Source organism: Pseudomonas sp. 5Ae-yellow, assembly GCF_014077575.1.
Lineage (GTDB): Bacteria > Pseudomonadota > Gammaproteobacteria > Pseudomonadales > Pseudomonadaceae > Halopseudomonas > Halopseudomonas neustonica.
This window is the reverse complement of the sequence record NZ_JACGWE010000006.1, coordinates 128456-149562: the sequence shown is the minus strand read 5'-3', so window position 1 is coordinate 149562 and position 21107 is coordinate 128456. Positions and strand designations below refer to the sequence as shown.

23 protein-coding genes are annotated in these 21107 nt (G+C 55.8%); 15 read left to right on the top strand and 8 right to left on the bottom strand.

Going from position 1 to position 21107, the window contains the following annotated elements; genetic code table 11:
* Window positions 1-198 precede the first annotated feature (198 nt).
* Window positions 199-1242, top strand: coding sequence for an AraC family transcriptional regulator (locus H4J77_RS06285; protein ID WP_182247547.1), 1044 nt, complete (start codon window positions 199-201; stop codon window positions 1240-1242).
* Between the two features lie 23 nt (window positions 1243-1265).
* Here the strand turns inward: H4J77_RS06285 and H4J77_RS06280 are convergent, their stop codons facing one another.
* Window positions 1266-2108, bottom strand: coding sequence for a class I SAM-dependent methyltransferase (locus tag H4J77_RS06280; RefSeq protein WP_182247545.1), 843 nt, complete (start codon window positions 2106-2108; stop codon window positions 1266-1268).
* A gap of 152 nt (window positions 2109-2260) precedes the next feature.
* On the opposite strand from H4J77_RS06280, the gene arsS reads away from it, so the two are divergent.
* From arsS to alkB, 13 genes are all read left to right on the top strand, one after another.
* A complete protein-coding gene (gene arsS, locus H4J77_RS06275) occupies window positions 2261-3265 on the top strand; it encodes an arsenosugar biosynthesis radical SAM (seleno)protein ArsS (RefSeq protein ID WP_220469275.1) in 1005 nt (334 codons plus the stop codon).
* A 38-nt stretch (window positions 3266-3303) separates the two neighbouring features.
* The gene (locus H4J77_RS06270) at window positions 3304-4680 is read left to right on the top strand and encodes a sodium:solute symporter (RefSeq protein WP_182247543.1); all 1377 of its coding nucleotides are present in this window, start codon (window positions 3304-3306) and stop codon (window positions 4678-4680) included.
* A complete protein-coding gene (locus tag H4J77_RS06265) occupies window positions 4677-5642 on the top strand; it encodes a hypothetical protein (RefSeq protein WP_182247541.1) in 966 nt (321 codons plus the stop codon). Before H4J77_RS06270 ends, H4J77_RS06265 begins: the two co-directional genes overlap by 4 nt.
* Window positions 5639-7783, top strand: a complete 2145-nt coding sequence (locus tag H4J77_RS06260) for an FAD-dependent oxidoreductase (RefSeq protein ID WP_182247539.1) — start codon at window positions 5639-5641, stop codon at window positions 7781-7783. Before H4J77_RS06265 ends, H4J77_RS06260 begins: the two co-directional genes overlap by 4 nt.
* Window positions 7783-8466, top strand: coding sequence for a TIGR04283 family arsenosugar biosynthesis glycosyltransferase (locus H4J77_RS06255; protein WP_182247537.1), 684 nt, complete (start codon window positions 7783-7785; stop codon window positions 8464-8466). The genes H4J77_RS06260 and H4J77_RS06255 overlap by 1 nt, the downstream gene beginning before the upstream one ends.
* 39 nt (window positions 8467-8505) lie before the next feature.
* Window positions 8506-9126: a TIGR04282 family arsenosugar biosynthesis glycosyltransferase gene (locus H4J77_RS06250; RefSeq protein ID WP_123890233.1), complete on the top strand. Its 621-nt coding sequence runs from the start codon at window positions 8506-8508 to the stop codon at window positions 9124-9126.
* 188 nt (window positions 9127-9314) lie between these two features.
* Window positions 9315-10511, top strand: coding sequence for an acyl-CoA dehydrogenase family protein (locus tag H4J77_RS06245; protein WP_123890234.1), 1197 nt, complete (start codon window positions 9315-9317; stop codon window positions 10509-10511).
* Between the two features lie 231 nt (window positions 10512-10742).
* Entirely contained in the window at window positions 10743-11504 is a 762-nt protein-coding gene (locus H4J77_RS06240; RefSeq protein ID WP_123890235.1) for an SDR family NAD(P)-dependent oxidoreductase, read from the top strand.
* A 90-nt stretch (window positions 11505-11594) separates the two neighbouring features.
* Window positions 11595-12644, top strand: a complete 1050-nt coding sequence (locus H4J77_RS06235) for a phosphotransferase (RefSeq protein WP_123890236.1) — start codon at window positions 11595-11597, stop codon at window positions 12642-12644.
* 109 nt (window positions 12645-12753) lie between these two features.
* The gene (gene surE, locus H4J77_RS06230; protein WP_182247535.1) at window positions 12754-13593 is read left to right on the top strand and encodes a 5'/3'-nucleotidase SurE; all 840 of its coding nucleotides are present in this window, start codon (window positions 12754-12756) and stop codon (window positions 13591-13593) included.
* 61 nt (window positions 13594-13654) lie between these two features.
* Complete coding sequence (locus H4J77_RS06225) at window positions 13655-14443, top strand: SDR family NAD(P)-dependent oxidoreductase (protein WP_182247533.1); 789 nt, start codon at window positions 13655-13657, stop codon at window positions 14441-14443.
* A 133-nt stretch (window positions 14444-14576) separates the two neighbouring features.
* Window positions 14577-15101 (top strand): methylated-DNA--[protein]-cysteine S-methyltransferase, encoded by a 525-nt coding sequence (locus H4J77_RS06220; RefSeq protein WP_182247531.1) that lies wholly within the window; start codon window positions 14577-14579, stop codon window positions 15099-15101.
* A complete protein-coding gene (gene alkB, locus H4J77_RS06215) occupies window positions 15091-15747 on the top strand; it encodes a DNA oxidative demethylase AlkB (protein WP_182247529.1) in 657 nt (218 codons plus the stop codon). The genes H4J77_RS06220 and alkB overlap by 11 nt, the downstream gene beginning before the upstream one ends.
* A 378-nt stretch (window positions 15748-16125) precedes the next feature.
* On the opposite strand, the gene H4J77_RS06210 is transcribed toward alkB, so the two are convergent.
* The 5 genes from H4J77_RS06210 to H4J77_RS06190 form a co-directional block, all read right to left on the bottom strand.
* Complete coding sequence (locus tag H4J77_RS06210; RefSeq protein WP_182247527.1) at window positions 16126-16638, bottom strand: GIY-YIG nuclease family protein; 513 nt, start codon at window positions 16636-16638, stop codon at window positions 16126-16128.
* Window positions 16639-16741: 103 nt separating this feature from the next.
* The gene (locus tag H4J77_RS06205) at window positions 16742-17068 is read right to left on the bottom strand and encodes a hypothetical protein (RefSeq protein ID WP_182247525.1); all 327 of its coding nucleotides are present in this window, start codon (window positions 17066-17068) and stop codon (window positions 16742-16744) included.
* Window positions 17069-17178: 110 nt separating this feature from the next.
* Window positions 17179-17601, bottom strand: coding sequence for a hypothetical protein (locus H4J77_RS06200; RefSeq protein ID WP_182247523.1), 423 nt, complete (start codon window positions 17599-17601; stop codon window positions 17179-17181).
* A 117-nt stretch (window positions 17602-17718) separates the two neighbouring features.
* The gene (locus tag H4J77_RS06195; protein ID WP_182247521.1) at window positions 17719-17886 is read right to left on the bottom strand and encodes a hypothetical protein; all 168 of its coding nucleotides are present in this window, start codon (window positions 17884-17886) and stop codon (window positions 17719-17721) included.
* A 527-nt stretch (window positions 17887-18413) separates the two neighbouring features.
* Window positions 18414-18701: a hypothetical protein gene (locus H4J77_RS06190; RefSeq protein WP_182247519.1), complete on the bottom strand. Its 288-nt coding sequence runs from the start codon at window positions 18699-18701 to the stop codon at window positions 18414-18416.
* Between the two features lie 587 nt (window positions 18702-19288).
* Here H4J77_RS06190 and H4J77_RS06185 point away from each other — a divergent pair.
* Window positions 19289-19876: a phage integrase N-terminal SAM-like domain-containing protein gene (locus tag H4J77_RS06185; protein WP_182247517.1), complete on the top strand. Its 588-nt coding sequence runs from the start codon at window positions 19289-19291 to the stop codon at window positions 19874-19876.
* A 332-nt stretch (window positions 19877-20208) separates the two neighbouring features.
* Here the strand turns inward: H4J77_RS06185 and H4J77_RS06180 are convergent, their stop codons facing one another.
* Entirely contained in the window at window positions 20209-20712 is a 504-nt protein-coding gene (locus H4J77_RS06180) for a hypothetical protein (protein WP_182247515.1), read from the bottom strand.
* An 8-nt stretch (window positions 20713-20720) separates the two neighbouring features.
* A complete protein-coding gene (locus tag H4J77_RS06175) occupies window positions 20721-21062 on the bottom strand; it encodes a hypothetical protein (RefSeq protein ID WP_182247513.1) in 342 nt (113 codons plus the stop codon).
* Window positions 21063-21107 lie beyond the last annotated feature (45 nt).

The window sequence follows — 21107 nt, the reverse complement described above, 5'->3', positions numbered from 1 at the left end:
CATGAGGCGGTGCTCTCGGATTATGGTGTTGGTCGCACAACCATCATGACCGAGATGTCACCGCCTCACCTCATTCCAGAAACGAAAAGTCCGGGTTGCCCCGGACTTCCGTGAAGAACCTTTTTTTTATCGTTATAATCCACCAATAAGACAAACAACAATTTTGTCACCTAACAAAAGCAAAAACAGGCAGGGATGATGTTCGAGCAGTCGAGTTCACACTCCTTTTTTCGTGTTCGTGAAAGTGCATTCTGGGCCACCGCAGTCGAGCAAACGCTTCGGCAATACGACCTGTCGCTGCGCGACTCCAGCGTGGCTGGCTGCCTGTTCAGCGATCAGTTTGAAGCAGAGGGGTTCATCGATCAGCCATTTTGCTCACTGGTGTGGAGTGAGGCCGCTCGTATCAGCGATGACCCGCTGCTGGGCTTGCGCATGCATCGGGTATTCAGCCCTACCGCCTTCAACACCCTGGCCTTGGCGGCATCAGCCTCACCGTCTATTCAGGACGCGTTAAATATCCTTACGCGCTACTTCCCGATTGTCAGCACGCAACTGAACTTGCAGGTCGATACGCAGGAAGAATCAGTGCACCTGTTGCTCAAGCCCATCGGGGATACTCACCCTCAGCACATGGCGTCTATTGTCGGCTACCTGGCTCGCTACTTCACCCGCATTGACCTCGACGCAGACGGCCTTTTATATGCTATCGAGCTGGCAGACCATCACGACTTACACGCAGAAAGTTGCCAGCGCTTGTTGAAAAATCAGCAAGTAAGGTTCGCTAACCGCTATTCGCTGTCGCTCAAGCGCAGCCTGCTAGATAAATCCTTGCCTACCTCATCTACCTTACTGCTACCCAAGCTGACCGACATACTCCAGCATATGCTGGCCACCTTGCCGAGCAGTACGCTATCGGAGCAGGTAAAAAGACGCATACATCTGCTGTTGGGGTCTGGCGACATTAGCGCTGAACGGGTAGCCGGACCGATGAATATCAGCCAGCGTCACCTGCGGCGCAAGCTGAGCCAGGAAGGCACGTCTTATGAGCAACTGGCGGATGAGGTTCGCCGTGAAGCGGCGCTGCGTATGATTACTGACGGCCAACTCTCGCTCACCAGCATTGCCTACGAGCTAGGATTCCTGGACCCAAGCAGCTTTACCCGCGCCTTTCGCCGCTGGACCGATATGAGCCCTACTGGCTATCGCCGCCAGCTCGGCAAAAAAGACAGCCCCTCCCGCTAAAGCACGGCAAGGGCAAGGCCACCCTACTCCGGTTTAATAAAGAGCAAGGTCATGCGGTCGCTTTCACCGATAGCCAGGTAGCGTGCCCGATCCTTGTCACCCAAACGCAGCGTGGGCGGCAGGGTCCAGACCCCCTCTGGATGATCCTTGGTATCCTGCACGTTCTGATTGACCGGACTGATCGAAATCATCTCAAAGCCCGCGGCCTCAGCCAGCTCACGCACCTTGGCCTGGGTCACGTAGCCGGTTTTGATCATGTCCTCCAGGCTGGTCCCGGCCCTGGCCTGATGTTCAACCACGCCCAACATACCGCCCGGCTTGAGCGCTGCGTAAAACTTGTCGAATACCAGCGCAGCTTTGTCATCGCCAGCGGCCAACCAGTTATGCACGTTGCGGAAGGTCAGCACCCGATCTGCGCTCTCCGGTTCGGCCAGCGGCACCTGCGGATCATAATTAAGCGTGGAGAGTTCGACCTTGTCATACCATTGCGGATCTTCAGCCAGCTTGGCTGCAAAGTCGGCACGTGACCGGCGGAAAAACGCCACGTCGGACTCAGGATCAAAATGCGCCGTGATCAACTTGCCGTCATCGCGCAGCAGTGGCGCGAGTATCTCGGTATACCAGCCAGCGCCCGGCCATACTTCAATCACGGTCTGCCCGGGCGTAATGCCAAAAAAAGCCAGCGTGTGCTGCGGGTTGCGGTAGGCATCACGCATCACATTGGTAATGCCTCGCGAGGTACTAGCAACCGCGTCACCGAGCGCTTGCTGCTGCGCCTGAGTAATCTGTGGGGGCGAGACTGCATCCTGAGCCAGCACTGCGCCGGATAGAAATAACGCACTGGCGGCAACCAATAGCCGATTCATCAAACCACTCCTTTAATAATGTCTAACTGAAACCTAACGATACACCAGCAAGAGACAAGCCCGTAAACGTGAGCAACTTGGTCTTGTGACACGCCCTCACTGAAATGGTGCCAAGCTAAAAGATGGTGATCTTGTAACAAAGCAGGCGGCCAATGCTCTATTCTTCATATAGTTATCGTTATGAGGAGCACTCTGTGCTGGATACCCTGCCCCTATTGAACCGTCTCGACTTTCCGCCGATCAAGCGGCGTGCACTCGATACCCTGCAAGTGAACCTGACCTATGAGTGCAACCAGCGCTGCCTGCATTGTCATGTAAATGCCGGTCCGACCCGGACCGAGGCGATGACTGACGAGGTGATTGAAGACCTGTACCGCGTGCTCGACGCCCACTCGGTGCAAACGCTCGATCTGACCGGCGGCGCGCCCGAGATGCACCCGCGTTTTCGCGACATTGTGCGCCACGCTCGCACCGAAGGGATCGAGGTTATCGACCGCTGTAACCTGACCATTCTGTCCGAGCCGGGCTACGAAGACCTGGCCGACTTTCTGGCGGAAAATCGTGTCAGCGTTTCTGCCTCGCTGCCTTGCTATTCGCGCGACAACGTAGACCAGCAGCGCGGCGACGGCGTATTTGAGCGCAGCATACAAGGTCTGTTACAGCTCAACCGGCTCGGCTACGGCGTAGCAGACAGTGGCCTCGAGCTGAACCTGGTTTACAACCCGCAAGGACCCAGCCTGCCGCCACCGCAGGCTGCACTGCAGGCTGATTACAAATCGCACCTGAGCGAAGACTTTGGCATCGTATTCAGTCAGCTGTTCACCATCACCAATCAACCTATTGCCCGCTTCGGCAGCACGCTAGCCAGCCGAGGTCAATTCAACGACTACATGCAGTTACTGCGCGATAATTTCAGCGCGCAAAATCTGCCGGGGCTGATGTGCCGCAATACTATCAGCGTCGACTGGCGCGGTTACCTGTACGACTGTGATTTCAACCAGATGCTGGATCTGCCGCTGCCGCTAATTGCCAGTGATCGCCCGCACCTGAGCCAATTGGCAGAGCAAACACTGGAAGACAATCCCATCGCCACCCGCGACCATTGCTTTGCCTGCACCGCAGGGCAAGGCTCCAGTTGCGGCGGCGTTATCAGCTAACTACTTTCTCTAACTCAAGAACTAACAGGAACCACTGCATGGCCATCAGCGGTATGACCGGCATCTTCTTCTGGGGCTTTCTCATTGCCTATGGCGTCATCATGTACGCCCTATCGCCACGCAGCGTCACCCTGGGTGGCTTCTTTAATGGCGAAGACAGTGACGGCCGCCCAGCGTCGCCACTGTTGCTGACTATCAGCATCTTCATCAGCTGGATATTTGCCAAGTCGGTTACCAACGCGGCGAATTTGGGGGCCGAATTTGGTCTGGTTGGCGGCTTGGCCTACGCCACCTACTGGCTGTCGATTCCACTGTGTGGCTACGTCATTTATCGCCTGCGGCGCAAATTTGGCGCCACTAGTATGGTCAGCTTCCTGACCAGCAATTACGGCCGTGGCGCGGCACTGGCGTTTTCCGCAGCGATCCTCATTCGCCTGTTCAACGAGGTCTGGAGCAACACCGCGGTCGTCGGCGGCTACTATGGCGATAGCGGCAGCACGCCCTTTATTCTTGCCGCACTCCTCTTCACCGTCGTAACTCTGGCTTATAGCCTTCGCGGCGGCCTGCGTAGCTCGATCCTGACCGATGCTGCCCAAGCAGCGATTTTTATCGTCGCATTAGTCTGGGTTTTAGGATTGGTCTTGCCCAACCACTCCATGGCCGAACTGAGCAGCACCAGCGACTGGGCTATGAACGCTGGCGTAGACCTGTTTCTGGTCGCTTGCCTGCAGCTGTTCAGTTACCCCTTCCATGATCCGGTACTGACTGATCGCGGCTTTATCAGCGAAGAGAAATCCATGCTACGCGCCTTCACCCTGGCTGGCGTGCTGGGTTTTGTCGCGATTCTGGCCTTCAGCCTGATCGGTGTACACGCCAGCCTCAGCGGCATAGAAGCCTCCGGCAACGTGCCGGCCGCGCTGGCCAAGACCATGGGCATTGGCGCGCTGATCGTGATGACCCTGGTGATGATCTCCGCCGCTGGCTCCACGCTGGACTCGACCTTCTCCAGCCAGGCGCGCCTGACCGGCCGCGAACTGCCCGCCTTGGCCGGCCGTAATCTGGGCCAAAAAGCCATCGCCGTAGGCATGCTTGCCATGCTGATCTTTGCGGTACTAGGCAACTTGCCCATGCTGGCGGGTACCGACATTCTCAAGGCGACCACCATTAGCGGCACCATGGTGATTGGCCTGGCACCGGTGTTCCTGTTGCACGGGCTGGTTCGCCCTACCGCACTGGGCTTTCACCTGAGCTTCTGGTGCGGCCTGCTGCTGGGCGTAGGGCTGACGCTCAACTGGATACCTGCCAGCTGGGCTATCGGCGATGGACGCTATGCGCTGCTGCTGGGCGTTAACCTCTACGGTCTGATCTTGTGCACCGCAGCCTACCTGCTGTGCGGCCTGCGGAGAACAGCATGACACCCGGACGCAGCTGCCCGCTTGACTATCAGCTACCCGCAGACAGCTTTGCCGGTACAAGCCTGTTTAGCTGCGACAGTCTTTACGTGGTCGGCGGGCTCTATGGCAATGAGCAGGCACTGGCGGCACTACAGCGGCGACTACTGCGTGAACCCGAAGCCCGCGTAGTGTTCAACGGCGACGCGCACTGGTTTGATTGTGAGCCCGAGGTGTTCCGCCGAATCGAAGCACAAATTGAACAGTACAGCCTACTGCGTGGCAACGTTGAGACCGAGCTGGGTCGCCAGGAGAATTCAGCGCACGGCTGTGGCTGCGCCTACCCTGACGAAGTACCAGAGCAGACGGTGAACTGGTCCAACACCATCCATCAACAGCTCAGCAACTGCGTAGCGCAACTGCCGGGCATGGCCAGCGCGTTGGCTGGCCGCGCAGCGACGGCAGTAGTTGACGTTGCCGGCCAGCGCGTCGCCATCACCCACGGCGATGAACAGTCACTTGCCGGCTGGCAATGCGACCGCTCAGCGCTGCGTAGTCCCGAGCGCCAGCAGCAGTTGGGCGACTGGTGTGAGCGCAACCGCATCAGTGTGCTAGCCACCAGTCATACCTGCTCTGCAGCAGCGCTGGCAACCGAGAATTGGGCGGTCATCAACAACGGCGCCGCCGGTCTGCCCAACTTCAACAACGGCTGTTACGGTCTGGTCACGCGGATAGCCGCGCATCCTAGTCTAGCCGCACTGTATCGCGCAAAAATCGGCAATCTGTACGTCGAGGCGCTGCCCTTGAACTACGATCAGCAGGCGTTTATCACCGATTTTGATCAGGCCTGGCCAGAGGGCAGTGCTGCCGCACTGTCCTACCGAACCCGTATTACCCAAGGTTGCGATGAGCAACCACAGGACGCCCTAATCGAGGGCTTCGCCCTTGCCAGTACCCTATGCGCCCTGGAGGCCCATTTCGTATGAATATCAAAAAGCTGGCAGTATTGCTGGCCATCGTTGCGCTGGTCGCCGCCTTCTTTGTGTTCGACCTTAACCAGTACTTCAGCCTAGACGCCATCAAGGCGCAGCAACAGGCACTGAATACCCAGGTAATAGAGAACCCGCTGATCGCCGGCGGCATTTTCTTCGTCGTCTATGTGCTGGTGACAGCCCTGTCCTTGCCCGGTGCAGCATTGATGACACTAGCCGGCGGCGCACTATTTGGCCTTGGCTGGGGCCTGGTCATCGTGTCTTTTGCCTCCAGCCTTGGCGCTACTCTGGCCATGCTGATCAGCCGATTTCTGTTGCAGGACTGGGTGCAGCAGCGCTTTGGCCGACGCCTGAAACCGCTGAATGAAGGCATAGAACGTGAGGGCGCCTTTTATCTGTTCGCCCTGCGGCTGGTGCCGGCTTTCCCCTTTTTCATGATCAACCTGGCGATGGGGCTAACCCACATCAAGGCGCGCACCTTCTGGTGGGTCAGCCAGCTCGGCATGCTGCCCGGCACCTTCGTCTACGTGAACGCAGGTCGCGAACTCAGCCAGCTGGACTCACTGGGCGGCATTCTGTCACCGGGGCTGATTGGCGCCTTTGTATTGCTCGGGCTATTCCCGCTGATCGCACGCAAAATACTCGATCAGGTCAAGGCGCGTCGGGTTTACCGCGGCTGGCAAAAACCCAACAGCTTTGATCGCAACCTGGTGGTCATCGGTGCGGGCAGCGGCGGCTTGGTCAGTGCCTACATAGCCGCAGCGGTAAAGGCCGAAGTCAGCCTGATAGAAAAACACGCCATGGGCGGCGACTGCCTGAACACCGGCTGCGTCCCCTCCAAAGCGCTGATTCGCTCGGCGCGACTGGCAGCTGAAGTCAAACGCGCCGCCACGCTGGGCTATACCAACGCCAGCGCAACGGTCGATTTTGCCCGCGTCATGGACCGCGTACAGCGCGTCATCACCGAAATCGAACCACACGACTCGCCCGACCGCTACCGCGACCTCGGCGTCGACGTGATCCAGGGTGCGGCGCGCATCACCTCGCCCTGGAGCGTAGAAGTGGACGGGCGCACCCTGACTACACGCAACATCATCATCGCCGCCGGTGGGCGTCCGGTCATGCCGCCGATCCCCGGCCTGGATACCGTACCCGCCTATACCTCCGACACACTATGGGGCCTGCGCGAGCAGCCCAAGCGCTTGCTGGTACTGGGCGGCGGCCCGATTGGCTGCGAGCTGGCACAGGCGTTTCAGCGTCTGGGCTCGCAGGTGATTCAAATCGAACAGGGCGAACGCCTGCTGGCAAACGAAGACAGCGACGCCAGCGAGCTGGTCAGCCTGGCAATGCGCAGTGAGGGAGTTGATTTACGCCTGGGCCATAAAGCCGAGCGTTTCGAGCAGACCGATCAAGGCGCTGTGATGCACGCGCGGCAGCTGGATACCGACGAGCTGGTGAGCATCAGTTTTGATGCGGTGCTAGTTGCGGTGGGCAGAAAGGCCAACACCCAAGGTTATGGCGTTGAAGAGCTAGGCCTGAAACTGCGCGATAACGGCACGCTGGAAACCAACGAATATCTGGCCACCCGCTTTCCGAATATCTTCGCCGTGGGCGATGTCACCGGCCCCTACCAGTTCACCCACGCCGCCGCGCATCAGGCCTGGTTCGCCGCCGTAAACGCACTTTTTGGTAGTTTCAAACGCTTCAAGGTCGATTATCGCGTGCTACCGCATGTGACCTTTACCGAGCCCGAAGTGGCCCGCGTGGGGCTGTCGGAAGCCGAAGCCGAAGAGCAGGAAATAGCGGTAGAAGTAACCCGCTATGGCATTGAGGATCTCGATCGCGCCATCGCAGATGAAGCGGCAGAGGGCTACGTAAAAGTACTCACTACGCCGGGTAAGGACCGCATTCTCGGTGTGACCATTGTTGGCGCCCATGCAGGCGAACTGATCGCCGAATACGTGTTGGCAATGAAGCAAAACCTGGGGCTGAACAAGGTACTCGGTACCGTGCATAGCTACCCCACCTTTGCCGAGGCAAATAAGTACGCAGCAGGCGAATGGAAGCGCGCTCATGCGCCGGAAAAACTCCTCGGCTGGGTGAAGCGCTTTCACCGCTGGCGGCTAAAGCGCTGATGCCAAGCCAAGATGGGCCAGCGCTCAGCATCATCATGCCTACGCGCAACGAGGCCGCGCATATCGTCAGCAGCCTGCAGCCATTGCAGGCACTGCGCGGCGAGCTGGAAGTGATTCTGGTTGATGGCGGCAGCACAGACAACACGGTCGCGTTGGCCACCGGCTTATGCGACCAGCTGCTGCAAAGTCCACCTGGACGAGCGCGCCAGATGAACGCCGGGGCGGCAGTCGCACGCGGAAGCACGCTACTGTTTCTGCATGCCGACACCCGCCTACCCGGCGGCTTTACCCGGTTGATTGCCCAAGCCGCGAACAAGAACCAGCGCTGGGGCCGGTTTGACGTGCGGCTTGATCCCAGTAGCGCGCTACTCAATACCGTCGCCGGCATGATGAACTGGCGCTCACGAATCACCGGCGTCTGTACCGGTGATCAAGGTATTTTTGTTGAGCATCAGCTATTTACGGAACTTGGCGGCTATGCGGATATCCCACTTATGGAGGACATTGAATTGAGCAAACGGTTACGCCGCCATGGCAAACCAGTTTGCCTTCGCCCTCCTCTGGTGACATCCAGCCGTCGCTGGCAGCAGCACGGCACTCTGCGCACCATAGCCTTGATGTGGTGGCTGCGCGCACTTTACTGGCTTGGCGTACCGCCGCAACGCCTGGCTCAGTGGTACTAGCGGTTTATATTAAATGCCTGACGGAGGCTGCTCCCGACCATGCCGAACCGCCCTCGCCCGTTACTGATCTTCGCCAAAGCCCCGGTACCTGGCCGCGTTAAGACCCGCCTGATCCCCGCTCTGGGTGCTAAGGGAGCCTGTGAACTCTACATCCAGCTCCTGCGGCACAGTCTGCAACAAACCATTGACTGGCCAGCCCAGCGCTACCTCTATGCTCCGCAGATAGACCACCCCCTACTCCAACAGTTAGCCAAGGATCATAACCTCACCCTGCGCCAGCAGGTGGGTGCCGATCTGGGTGAGCGCATGGCCAACGCATTGGCTGAACACCCTGACGGGGCTTTATTGATCGGCACAGACTGCCCGGATATGTCCACCGCCGTCGTGCAGCAAGCCAATATCGCACTGGCCACTCACGATGCGGCCGTGGTCCCCAGCGAAGATGGCGGCTACGTGTTGATCGCCCAGCGGCAACCCGATGCAGTGCCTTTCACCAACATGCAGTGGAGCCACGACCGGGTTATGCATGACACGCGCAAGCGACTGCAGGCCGCCGAGCAAAGCCTCTGGATAGGGCCAACGTTGTGGGATCTGGATGACCCCCATGATCTGCAACGACTACCAGTCAACTTGCGCCCACAGATGTCGGGCACAGCCTGAAGCCCTGCAGAGAGGGGCGCGTCTCACCCACGCTAATAATACATCCACCCCTCTATCACCAAAATCTATAAAACCTTATTCCAGCCGCAGGATATTCTTCATCTCGCAGCGGGCTGACTATATGGTCACATGCATTGCCTGACGCCGTGAAATACCTTCACGCCAAACAATAATGCAAAGGACCCACCATGTTCGAACTCAGCCCCCGCGTGCAAGACCTTAAGCAACAGCTCGAAGCTTTTATGGACGAGTTTATCTACCCCAATGAGGCGCTGTTCTACGAACAGGTCAAAGAGAACAAATGGGGCCACCCGGCGATTCTTGAAGAACTGAAGAAAAAAGCTCAGGGCAAGGGACTGTGGAACCTGTTTCTGCCCCACTCCGAACGTGGCGCTGGCCTGAACAACGAAGAATACGCCCACCTTTGTGAAATCATGGGCCGCGTCTCCTTCGCCGGTGAAGTCTTCAACTGCAGCGCACCGGACACCGGCAACATGGAAACCATCGAGCGCTACGGCAACGAGGCGCAAAAAGAGCAGTGGCTCAAGCCTTTGCTGGCCGGTGAAATCCGCTCCTGCTTCTCGATGACCGAGCCCGACGTCGCCTCCTCCGACGCCACCAACATCCAGTGCGAAATTCGCCGCGATGGCGATGAGTACGTGATCAACGGCACCAAGTGGTGGTCTTCCGGAGCGCTGAACGAGCATTGCAAGATCGCCATCGTGATGGGCAAAACCGACCCGGATGCACCCAAGCACGTACAACAGAGCATGATTCTGGTGCCACTGGACACCCCCGGCGTGACCATCGTGCGTGACCTGCACGTGTTCGGCTACGACCACGCACCACACGGCCACGCCGAGATCACCTACGAGAACGTCCGCGTGCCGGTGTCCAACATCCTGCTGGGCGAAGGCCGTGGTTTTGAAATCGCTCAAGGTCGCCTCGGGCCAGGCCGTATTCACCACTGCATGCGCAGCATCGGCATCGCCGAGCGCGCCTTGGCCGCCATGTGCCAACGCGCCGCCGAGCGTGTTGCCTTCGGCAAGCCGCTGTACAAACACGGCAGCACCGCCGAAGCCATCGCCAAGTCACGCTGCGAGATCGATCAGGCCCGCCTGCTGACCCTGCACGCCGCCCGCAGTATGGACCTGCACGGTAACAAGGTGGCTCGTCAGCAGATCGCCATGATCAAAGCCGTCGCCCCCACCATGGCCTGCAACGTGATCGACCGCGCCATTCAGGTATTCGGCGCCAAAGGCGTATGTCAGGACACCTTCCTGGCCTCCGCCTACGCCAAAGCCCGTACCCTGCGCCTGGCCGACGGCCCGGACGAAGTCCACCTGGGCACCATCGCCAAGCTGGAAATGGGGCAATATCTTTAAAACAAGCTGGAAGCTTGAAGCGGAAAGCTGGAAGCAGCCAGCGGTAGAGGCTGAGCTGGAAGCTTTGATCTGATTTGCTTTTTTGTGGGGGGCCACGGATGAGTGAGCCCTCCCACAAAAAAGCAAGCAGCCTGCCCTGGTTTTAGCTTCAAGCTTCAAGCTTCAAGCCCCATCCAGCTCTAACCACTACCCGAACAAACAACCACAAGATAAAAAAACAGCGAGGCCCAAATGTCTCTTTTCGATTTAACCGGCAAAGTCGCCATCATTACCGGCTCAACCAAGGGCATTGGTAAGGCGATTGCCGAGGAGTACGCCAAGGCCGGTGCCAAGGTAGTTATTTCCAGCCGCAAGGCAGACGTCTGCGAACAAGTAGCAAGCGAACTGCGCGAGCAGGGTTTTGAGGCTCTGCCGGTGGCCTGCCATGTAGGCGACAAGGCACAGTTGCAGAATCTGGTCGACCAGACGCTAGCGGCTTGGGGCAAGATCGATATCCTGGTGTGCAACGCTGCCACCAACCCGGTTTATGGCCCCACGCACAAGGTCAGCGATGAGGCCTTTGACAAGATCATGGGCACCAACGTCAAAGGCACCTTCTGGCTGTGCAACATGACGATCCCGCACATGGTCAAGCAAGGTGGCGGCTCTATCGTGCTGTTGTCGAGCATTGCTGGCTTGCGTGCCAGTGCCAACATCGGCGTATATGGCATGTCCAAAGCGGCCGAAGCGGGTCTGGCACGGAACCTCTCGCTGGAATGGGGCCCGCAGAATATCCGCGTCAACTCTATCGCCCCTGGCCTGATCCGTACCGACTTCGCCCAAGCCCTGATCGAAGACCCGGATCGCCTCAAGCGAGTCGAAGAACAACTGCCGCTGCGCCGCGTTGGTGAGCCGGTGGATATCGCCGGGGTAGCGCTGTTTCTGGGCTCCAGGGCTGGCGCTTACGTTACCGGGCAGACCATCGTTGCCGATGGCGGCGATACCATTACCTGATAACGCCTGATTCATAAGGCTTTTCTACACGCCAGGCAGCCGCCTGGCGTGTTACTTTCTGTACAGACCCATTCACTACAGGATCATAAGATGAGCGGAGCCACCCTGATTGACGTATTACCTGCACACCAGTTTGACCAGGCCAAACTGGCCAAGTACCTGCAGGATTACCTCCCCGGAGCCAACCAGGGCATGAAAGTCCAGCAGTTCCAGGGCGGCCAGTCCAACCCGACTTTCCTATTGGAAATCGGTGAAAAACGGTACGTTTTGCGCAAGAAGCCACCGGGCAAACTACTGCCTTCGGCACACATGATCGAGCGTGAGTACCAGGTGATCAACGCACTCGGTAGCACTGATGTGCCGGTACCCGGCGTCCATCTGCTGTGTGAAGACCCCGAGATCATCGGTACCGCCTTCTATGTGATGGACTACGTTGACGGTCGCGTCTACTCGCAGCCACAGCTGGCCGAAGTCGCGCAGGAAGAACGCATGCCGATCTATCAGTCGATGATCCAGACCATGGGCCAGTTGCACAATGCCGACTGGAAAGCTATTGGTCTGGAAAGCTACGGCAAGCCAGACAACTACATCGCCCGTCAGCTCAAGCGCTGGGGCGGCCAGTTTGAAGCCAGCCGCACCGACGACATGCCTTCCATGGACGCCCTGATGAAGTGGCTGCCGGATAACATCCCGGCGGACGACAGCACCACCATCGCCCACGGCGACTTCCGTATCGGCAACCTGATGCTGCATCCAACCGAATCCAAAGTCGTGTCCATCCTCGACTGGGAGCTGGCTACCCTTGGCCACCCGCTGTCGGATCTGGCCTACTGCTGCCTGCCCTACCACATGCCAGTGAACGTCGATGGCGCCAAAGGCCTGGTCGGTGCCGATCTGAAAGCCCTTGGCCTGCCAGAAGAGCAGCAAGTGCTGGACTGGTACTGCCAACACACCGGCCGCAGCGGTGTGCCAGACTGGAACTTTTATGTAGCCTTCTCGCTGTTCCGCTTGGCCGCCATCGTGCAAGGTGTTTACCACCGCGCGCTGCAAGGCAACGCCAGCAACGCAGATGCACTGGAAGTCGGCAAACGCGCCAGCCTGTTGGCTGATCGCGGCTGGGAAATAGCCCAGAGCAAGTAACTCGGCAACACCCTCGCGGGGCACCTCATCAGGTGCCCCGCATTGCTTGTACCTAAAAATCGTTCGCCTACCGATATCCCCGAATAGCCAAAATCGCAAAGGAATCTCTATGTCCAAGCCAATCAAGCGCGTATTGCTGACCAACGATGATGGCTGGCGCGGCCCCGGCCTGAAAGTGCTGGAAGAGATCGCTGCGCAGATCGCCGAAGAAGTCTGGATCGTCTCTCCAGACCTGGACCAAAGCGGTGTTTCCATGTCCATCTCGGTACATCACCCGCTGCGCGTACATCACTTTGAAGAGCGCCGCTTCAGCGTCAGCGGCACACCCAGTGACTGCGTGTTGCTTGGCGTGGCTGAACTCATGCCCGAGAAACCTGACCTGGTGCTCTCTGGCGTCAACCACGGCGCCAACATCAGCGACTCGGTCGCCTACTCCGGCACCATCGGCGGCGCCCTCACCGGCACCCTGCTGGGTATTCCCGCCATTGCTCTGAGTCAGGCCTATCACGCTGGTGTGCCCACCGAATGGGATACCGCCCGCGAGTATGGCGGCAAGCTGGTGCGTGAGCTGCTGGCCGAAGGCTGGCCGGAAGACTGCGCCATGAACATCAACTTCCCGGCGCTACCGCCCAAGCAGGTACGTGGCGTTGCCATTTGCCGCCCACAGCGCGGCAGCATTGGCGGCGTAAACATCGAGCGCCGTGAAGACACCCGTGGCGTGCCCTACTACTGGCTCGGCTTCCAGCGTCAGACCGAAAAGGTCACCGGCCTGCAGTCCGACGTGGGTGCACTGCGTGAGGGCATGATCAGCCTCTCACCCGTGCGCATCGAGCGTGATATCGCCAGCAGTTGGCAGGTAGACACCGCCGCCATGGCCAGCACCCTCGGCATAGATGCAGCGCAGGCTGCCAGCAAGCCGCCCAGCGAAGACGTCAGCATCGATCATTAATAACAAGGAGTGCGGCGCCGCCGCACTCGCTTACAACGCAGCACAGCAGAGGACAGGAACCATGCAACGTTTTGATAACAAGATTGCCCTGATCACCGGTGCCGGCAGCGGTATTGGCCGCGCCACCGCCAAACGTCTGGCCAGCGAAGGCGCCAAACTCATGTTGGTCGACCGTAACGCCGAAGGTCTGGAACAGACCCTCAGCGAACTGCCCGCTGGCACCGAGGTACAGCACCGCACCCTGGATGTGTCTGACGAAGTCGCCGTCGAACAGTGCGTAGCCGAAACCATCAGCCACTACGGCAGCCTGGATGTGCTGTGCAACAACGCCGGTATCGCTGGCGGTGACTACAGCGGCGCGCCCGAACAAAGCCTGGAGACCTGGCAGAAGATCATTTCCGTCAACCTCTACGGCGTCATGCTGTTTACCAAGTATGCCTCGCAGCAGATGCTGAAACAGGGCAAGGGCGCCATCGTCAACACCGCCTCCGTGGCGGGCATTCGCTCCGGCGCTGGCGGCAACGCCTACAGCGCCTCCAAGGCCGGTGTGATCAACTTCACCATGACCTCGGCCTGCGACCTGGGCGGCTCAGGCATTCGCGTTAACGCGGTCTGCCCCGGCCTGATCGAAACCGGCATGACCGCGCCCGTGTTTGAGTATGCCCGCAGCAACAAAAAGGAAGACAAGCTGGGCTCGCGCTGCGAGCTGCGCCGCTATGGCCGTCCGGAAGAAATCGCCAGCGCCATTGCCTTTCTGGCCAGCGACGATGCCAGCTACGTCACAGGTCAGGCCCTGCCAGTCGACGGTGGCAACACCGCGTCGCTGAATCTGCCAGGCATGAAGTTCTAACCACAAAGCTACCTGCGTGGCCATCGCCACCTCGTCTGCTTTTTTACCGTCGCCAGCGGTTTGCAGCACTTGCTGCCAGCCGCTGGAAGTCGGACACTGAGCGCTGATCAACTCACCAGCAGCGTACAACAGCATGGCTACCCAACCCCTGTGCATTGATTACCTCACCGGCCACTGCTCACTCGGCGGCTTACTTCTCGGCGCCTGCGAGCTGGGCATCTGCAGCATATTGCTCGGCGACGATGATGAAAGCCTGCTGCGCGATTTGCAGAGCCGCTTTCCCGGTGCCCGCCTGCAAGCCAACCCTGAGCGGCTGCGCCCCGACATGCAGCAACTCCTGGCCTTTATCGAGCGCCCGCAACAACCGCTGGCGCTAAGCATGCCGCTCAACGCAAACGGCACTCAGTTTCAGCAACAGGTGTGGGAGCAGCTGCAGCAGATCGTCAACGGCAGCACCATCAGCTACGGCGAATTGGCCAGCCGCCTCGGGCGACCCAAAGCGACCCGCGCCGTCGCCAGCGCTTGTGCTGCTAACCCGCTCGCTATCGTCGTGCCCTGCCACCGTGTGCTGCGCAGCGATGGCGATATTTCCGGCTACCGCTGGGGCGTAGCGCGCAAGCGCGAGCTGTTACGTCGGGAGGCCACGTTTGCAGAGTAGTCTTGACCTCTTCGCCCCGCCCACGCCGGAGTCCATCGCCATTGCCCCGGATGCCTGGTTGCTGAAAGGCTTTGCCCATGCGCAGGCGGATGACCTGCTGGCGCAGATCGGCCAGATCGAACAACAGACCGCCTTTCGTCACCAAGTCACGCCCGGTGGCCATGCCATGTCATCCGCGCAGTGCAGCTGTGGCACTTACGGCTGGGTCACCGATAAGCGCGGCTATCGTTACACCACTGAAGACCCTTTAACTGATAAGCCTTGGCCTGCCATGCCCGCCTCCTTTCGTGAGCTGGCGGTACGCGCTGCTGCTGAGGTTGGTTTTGAGGGCTTTGAGCCGCAGTCCTGTTTGATCAATCGGTATCAGACTGGGGCGGGTATGGGCTTGCATCAGGATAAAGACGAGCAGGACCTTGGAGCGCCTATTGTGTCAGTGACGCTGGGCGCGCCTATTACGTTTCTATTTGGGGGCTTGTTGCGGACCGATAAACCCAGCCGGTGGTTGTTGGAGCATGGGGATGTGGTGGTTTGGGGTGGGGTTAGTCGGTTGTATTTTCATGGAGTGGCGCCGCTGGGGAAGCGGGCTTCTCATGCCGCAACCGGGGCGGTTAGGTATAACCTGACTTTTCGGAGAGTAGTGGGTTAGGTCTGCCTTGCACTGGCTGGTTATCGCTTTTCGCCTCTAGGCGAGTTAGAGGGGAATGCTTGCCCATTCCCCTCTAACAACTCCCCTGGGCACCCAGCTGCGCGGCCCTTCGGGTTCGCTGCGTTGCTCGACCTACCGGGGATACTCGCAAACTCGCTTCGCTCAGACACCGCGAGCATCTTTTTCCCGACAGCTCTGCGCTACTCGCCCGCTCAGATGGGGCTTGGGTCCGTGTGGTGCCAGTGAATCTCCTCTTCCCGAAAATGTAGTAGACAGCAGCAATAGGTATTACTCAATCAGAGCTAACGTTTGATTAAGGGGCGTGCTTTAGCCCGTCCCAGCGAACGAAGTGAGCGATTTGAACCAGTGGTTAGATGCCTACTCAGCATCATTACCAAGCCGTTCACGTTTTTGAAGATAATTCGAGAGCTCATTTGTCGAGAGGATTCTCACAGCAAGTTCTCTATTGAGATCGAGGAACATGACTACGTCAGAGAGGTGATGGTAACCTAGCTTAAACCACTCACCTCTGTGTCGCTGCTCGTTGAAGTTTTTATGAAAGAACTCTTCGATGTACTTAATTTCTTTGCCCAAGTAATCATCCATATCAGCTTCCGCATAAAAGATTATACGTAGCTCATGTGGGCACCCAGTTTGGAGCGTGGATAAGCGTTTGTTTAGGTCGTTTGTAATGCCTATTTTGTAGTATTTCGTTCCTGTGCGGCGAATCAGGTACAGATATCGTGGTGATTCGTCGTTAGTTACGTACTTCTTGTATTTTTCTATGGCTAGGTCTAGTTCACTAACTGGCACTTTTGAGTAGTCGAATAATTCCGCTATTTCTAAATGATGCTGCTCTGTGAACTTTATTGACTCGTAGAGATTATGCATAGGAATCTAACGCCGGTAGCAATTGCCGTAGTAAGATGGCTTGTATTTTTGCGTATTTTTGCAAAAACCAAGACAGCTTACGGAGGTCAATTGGCTACCTTTGTTAAGTGCCATTATTAGCACCTTGTTTGCATGCTGGACCCGATATTTGCGATTTAAGCCAAAACAACCAGTCCCCACTTTTACTTTTAGATACTGCACGCCAAAACCATTTATCTTTGCAATCTGGGCATTTAATAGATACACATGCTACAAAAAATGATATCAATCCAATAAGAACGCCGGCAATATTTATATACGCCGGATGAGCTATAGAAAATAGATCACCAAAATATCTTCCACCAAACATTAAAAAAGCGCCCATACCTAAGGATATATAAAAGACATTCATTTTCCAATTTTGATTGGTTGCACTAAGCATAGAATTCATGGTCTCTCTGTTGCCACTTAACACCGCCATAAAAGGCGAGCTGCTTTTGCGAGTCCAGCCCAACGCTTTTTGTTGAGTGATTTTTAATGGCTTTGTTAATTGTGGCCGATTTATTGATTTGCAGCTGACAACTCTGAATCAATACTACTTGAAAAGTCACGACACAATGTACACTCGCGCCCCGGATAATTAGATATTTGCAATCTGTAGGCGGAAGCGTCTAACTGTACAATCTTGAGTAAAAACTTCATTGGCGGTCCCGCAACATAATACTTGCTAACAAAACCTTTTAAGTCCTCAGTATTCTCTCCTTCATACATCGAGTTTTTTTCAGCGAAGATTTCTACTTTGTTAAGAAATATTAAAGCCTCTGCTTCTGCTAACTTGTAGTCCTTCTGGAATGAATAGACAAAATCAGTAGGTTTTTCTCCATTTTTGCCTGGAAAGTATTCTTTGTGATTTTTGCCTTCACCACAGCCAGCACATAGTAAGATTGTCAAAATCAAGAGATATGTTAGCTTTCTATAATGCATCTTTGTCGACCCTAGTGAGACTTAACGCTGCAAATCACCGGCGGCAAAAAGCAGAGCGACGAGGAACGAGGAGCGCCGCTTTTTGCCGTCCGAGTGAATTTGCCTTGTTAGGCATGTTTATTTGCTCCAATGACCCAAAACCCATTCCCATTTATGTGTTCCATAATTCCAACGCCAGTGCGCCTTAACCCATTTTGTTTTTCCTATAGGCCGCACTGTTTTCATATTTTGCAGGCGGTCTACTGGTTTTGGTGGCTTAGGCGGATGAATTTTCTTTATTGCCATATTTTATTCTCCTGATATCCCCGAATGCTATTTAGATGGGACAACATAAATTGGCTCATTCGAATATGGATTGCCCGCTCCGTATGGATTATTGATGCTGTCCGGTGAATACTTGCTTCCATATCTACCGTAGGGATTCGATGTGGAATCAGGATCGTACGGGTTGTTACTAAGGCGCCCTCTGTAATTCCCTTGGCTGTCGTAGAGCTTCGGTGCGTCCGTAGCATAAGGATTTGTGTGTGACTTATTGCTGTACGGGCTGCCGTACTGGCTATAGGGGTTGTTTAGCCCGTCTGCTTTGTATGGGCTACCAGCACCATATGGATTGTCTAAGCAGTTCGGGTCATATGGGCATACTGCTGACGCCATTGTTGGGAACGCTACCGCAAAAATGGTGGCAACGATTGCTCTCTTGACGTTCATAGTGCTCTCCTTTGTTTGCCTAACGCCCGCAGCACGCGCGGCTTTGTAATGGAGGCGCAGCCGGAGTGAAAAAGCCGTCGCTGTGCCTGCGATTGTTATGCGCCCTATTTGTTAGTGACATATTCAAGCTTGCTTGTGTATATGTGAAATCTCACATCATATTGGCTTGCCCACTTGAGCAATACTTTCTGTAGCTCGCCAACCATAGACTCAGGGATTTCGGAGTTGTAGAGCCAAATTCCTATAGTTTTCTCTTCTGTAACCAAGTCTTCACAGTCGATACTGAAGTCAAGCTGGCCATTTTTTACGGATAGCGCATGGCAATACATGTGAACATTTCTCTGTAAAGAAATATCCCATCCGTCCACCTTGTCTTTTACGTTACGATCCATCTATTTCTCTGCCGCCGCATAACGTCGTGGTGTGCGGCGAGGCCGCATTTGGCGGACTGCTTGCTTCGCAAGCAGTGTGTCATCTGCGGAATCGTCCGACACTACCACCTTGTTATTTGCTGATGGCGTTGCACTGACATTTGCCACAGCAAATGGATACGCCAGCAGCTTGCCGAATAGCGAGCGAGAGGGATGAGCAATTGATGGCCTTTTCTCTGCCTTAAGACCAAGTGGTCGTCCTGTACAGCAAATCACCACTTGCTTACCGGCGACCACTTGGTCTTAAGGTTTGATGATAGGCAGAGGTCTGTCAATTTCATTTCCTAGACTTTGTTCTCATATCAGCCGCAACCGATATACTGTTTGGATATACAGCATTTTCTGCAATTTGCACTATGCTGATATTGGGTCTCGCTCGCTATCGTGCGAATAACAGTTGAGTGGACCGACGGCTTTATGATTGCATATTCGTGACTTCTTCATAACAACACCTCGGCCGGTCGATAAAATACGTAAATTTTCTTTTTAAAACAGCCAGTTACCTTCTCATCACTGCGTACTGCCTGTATTCGCTTGACTTCCTCTTTTTGTGCAACCAATCATACTGGACAAACGTACAGCACGGATGCGGTACGGATACCACAGCAGCCAAGCCGCGCCTGCGAGAACAGTTTCGTAACGTCATCAGGGTGAATCACTACAGTATTAGGACGGAGAAAACCTACTGGTGTTGGATGCGCTATTTCCCGCGCTACCACCGGATGCGTCACGCTCTGGAGAGGGGGCCAGCGGAAGTTAGCGAGTTTCTTACCTGGCTTGCCGTCAGGCGGCATGTAGCGGCTGCCACGCAGAATAGGACGCTCAACGCTCTGGTAATTCTTTACGGTAAGGTGCTTGATCCGCCGCTGGGCGATATCGGTGACACGGTACGGACTAAGCGCTATGCACGTATCCCCACGGTGCTGACACGCAGTGAAGCAACCCCGCTCATCGCGCTGCTGCCTGAGCCTCACAAGCTGCTTGCTTCGCTGATGTACGGCTCGGGGCCGCTGCGCCGCGGCAGTGACACTCGCACGGTGAAGACCGCGCTTAGGCATACCGATGTGCGTACTACGCAGATTTATACCCATGTCCTTGGTAATACCTTTGCCGTTGTGCAAAGTCCGCTCTGCTGAGCCTTGGCTGCGCTGAGCTATCCATTTGTGCTTCAAGACTATTCTAGGGCGCGATGTGCTGTCTACCCCCGCATACCGCAACGCCAAGTGTGGTCCGAGGTCTTGTTTATGCCACTGTCGCTTGACCGATCAAGGCGTAATTGGGGTCAGATGAGCATTAATTCTTCTGCTCATTCTGATCGACCACTCGAGATCAGGGTCAGGTCTTGCCGTTTTCCTTTGAGATAGCTGAACACATACGCTCATCTGACCCCGATTTTTTTCTAACGCATAAAAAAACCCTTCGCATAAGGGTAAGGGTTTTTTTAATCTAGTGGTATCAGGCTAGTTGCTTATGTTTGCAAGTCGCTACCGGAGCTAGTGATTGTTATCAGCGATTGGTAAAGATCATCAAAGTCACCTTTGACAGGGAACATCGTGCTTATGAACTCAGCTTTGCCTGATGGATAATGCACAGTAATGACTCTTGTTGATGCCACATCAACAAAACCTACCTTGCTAATATCTTTCAATGGCACATCAATTATTGCTTTGGAGCCAGCTGATAACGGTGCGCGAAACCGTCCGTTAATAATTTCAACAAATCTATCGCCAAGCTTCGCTATCTTTAGGTACGCAGAACCTCCGAAGATAGTCAAGGCAAGACCAGCCCAGCCTACTGCTGCTATTATAAGCTTTGCGTTCAAGTCATATTTAACTAAAAGCCTTCCAATAAAGTGGCTTCTGACTGGCTCAAACGATAGGAATAATACAACAACACTGGCAATACCCAAAAAAGCTAATGATATGAGCAAAATACCCATTCGGGGCTTGTATAAGTATTTTTTACTATCCATTTTCGGTCCTAAATCCCATAGACTGTAACGTAGAAACCATTATCGTCCGTAGCTTCTACTGTATATGTGATTGGAAATACATTTCTTTGGGGTAGGATTATAAGTTCAGCGGCGCACTCAAGAGCACCGGTTTTCTCATTCTCATCAGTAGTGCGAATTGCTTCAACGCTTAGCAGTGTCTGGTCAGCCATTGAGCGGCCAACCTCTTCTGCAATGGCGTCTTTTGCAATTTGCTTCACCAACTCAGTTGATTCTTGATCACTGCAAGCTGGAACGTTATGTGAGCAAGCTGTAACCAGACTCAAAGCTCCTGCTGCAATCGCAAATTTAATTCCCTTCTCGAATACCATGCCTTGCTCCCTAAGATGAAAATGCTGATTCGAGACAGAAAATAG

Coding starts and splice junctions, on each gene's coding strand:
- H4J77_RS06285 (WP_182247547.1), top strand. CDS start 199: ATGTTCGAGCAGTCGAGTTCACACTCCTTTTTTCGTGTTCGTGAAAGT.
- H4J77_RS06280 (WP_182247545.1), bottom strand. CDS start 2,108: ATGAATCGGCTATTGGTTGCCGCCAGTGCGTTATTTCTATCCGGCGCA.
- arsS (WP_220469275.1), top strand. CDS start 2,261: ATGCTCTATTCTTCATATAGTTATCGTTATGAGGAGCACTCTGTGCTG.
- H4J77_RS06270 (WP_182247543.1), top strand. CDS start 3,304: ATGGCCATCAGCGGTATGACCGGCATCTTCTTCTGGGGCTTTCTCATT.
- H4J77_RS06265 (WP_182247541.1), top strand. CDS start 4,677: ATGACACCCGGACGCAGCTGCCCGCTTGACTATCAGCTACCCGCAGAC.
- H4J77_RS06260 (WP_182247539.1), top strand. CDS start 5,639: ATGAATATCAAAAAGCTGGCAGTATTGCTGGCCATCGTTGCGCTGGTC.
- H4J77_RS06255 (WP_182247537.1), top strand. CDS start 7,783: ATGCCAAGCCAAGATGGGCCAGCGCTCAGCATCATCATGCCTACGCGC.
- H4J77_RS06250 (WP_123890233.1), top strand. CDS start 8,506: ATGCCGAACCGCCCTCGCCCGTTACTGATCTTCGCCAAAGCCCCGGTA.
- H4J77_RS06245 (WP_123890234.1), top strand. CDS start 9,315: ATGTTCGAACTCAGCCCCCGCGTGCAAGACCTTAAGCAACAGCTCGAA.
- H4J77_RS06240 (WP_123890235.1), top strand. CDS start 10,743: ATGTCTCTTTTCGATTTAACCGGCAAAGTCGCCATCATTACCGGCTCA.
- H4J77_RS06235 (WP_123890236.1), top strand. CDS start 11,595: ATGAGCGGAGCCACCCTGATTGACGTATTACCTGCACACCAGTTTGAC.
- surE (WP_182247535.1), top strand. CDS start 12,754: ATGTCCAAGCCAATCAAGCGCGTATTGCTGACCAACGATGATGGCTGG.
- H4J77_RS06225 (WP_182247533.1), top strand. CDS start 13,655: ATGCAACGTTTTGATAACAAGATTGCCCTGATCACCGGTGCCGGCAGC.
- H4J77_RS06220 (WP_182247531.1), top strand. CDS start 14,577: ATGGCTACCCAACCCCTGTGCATTGATTACCTCACCGGCCACTGCTCA.
- H4J77_RS06210 (WP_182247527.1), bottom strand. CDS start 16,638: ATGCATAATCTCTACGAGTCAATAAAGTTCACAGAGCAGCATCATTTA.
- H4J77_RS06205 (WP_182247525.1), bottom strand. CDS start 17,068: ATGAATTCTATGCTTAGTGCAACCAATCAAAATTGGAAAATGAATGTC.
- H4J77_RS06200 (WP_182247523.1), bottom strand. CDS start 17,601: ATGCATTATAGAAAGCTAACATATCTCTTGATTTTGACAATCTTACTA.
- H4J77_RS06195 (WP_182247521.1), bottom strand. CDS start 17,886: ATGGCAATAAAGAAAATTCATCCGCCTAAGCCACCAAAACCAGTAGAC.
- H4J77_RS06190 (WP_182247519.1), bottom strand. CDS start 18,701: ATGGATCGTAACGTAAAAGACAAGGTGGACGGATGGGATATTTCTTTA.
- H4J77_RS06180 (WP_182247515.1), bottom strand. CDS start 20,712: ATGGATAGTAAAAAATACTTATACAAGCCCCGAATGGGTATTTTGCTC.
- H4J77_RS06175 (WP_182247513.1), bottom strand. CDS start 21,062: ATGGTATTCGAGAAGGGAATTAAATTTGCGATTGCAGCAGGAGCTTTG.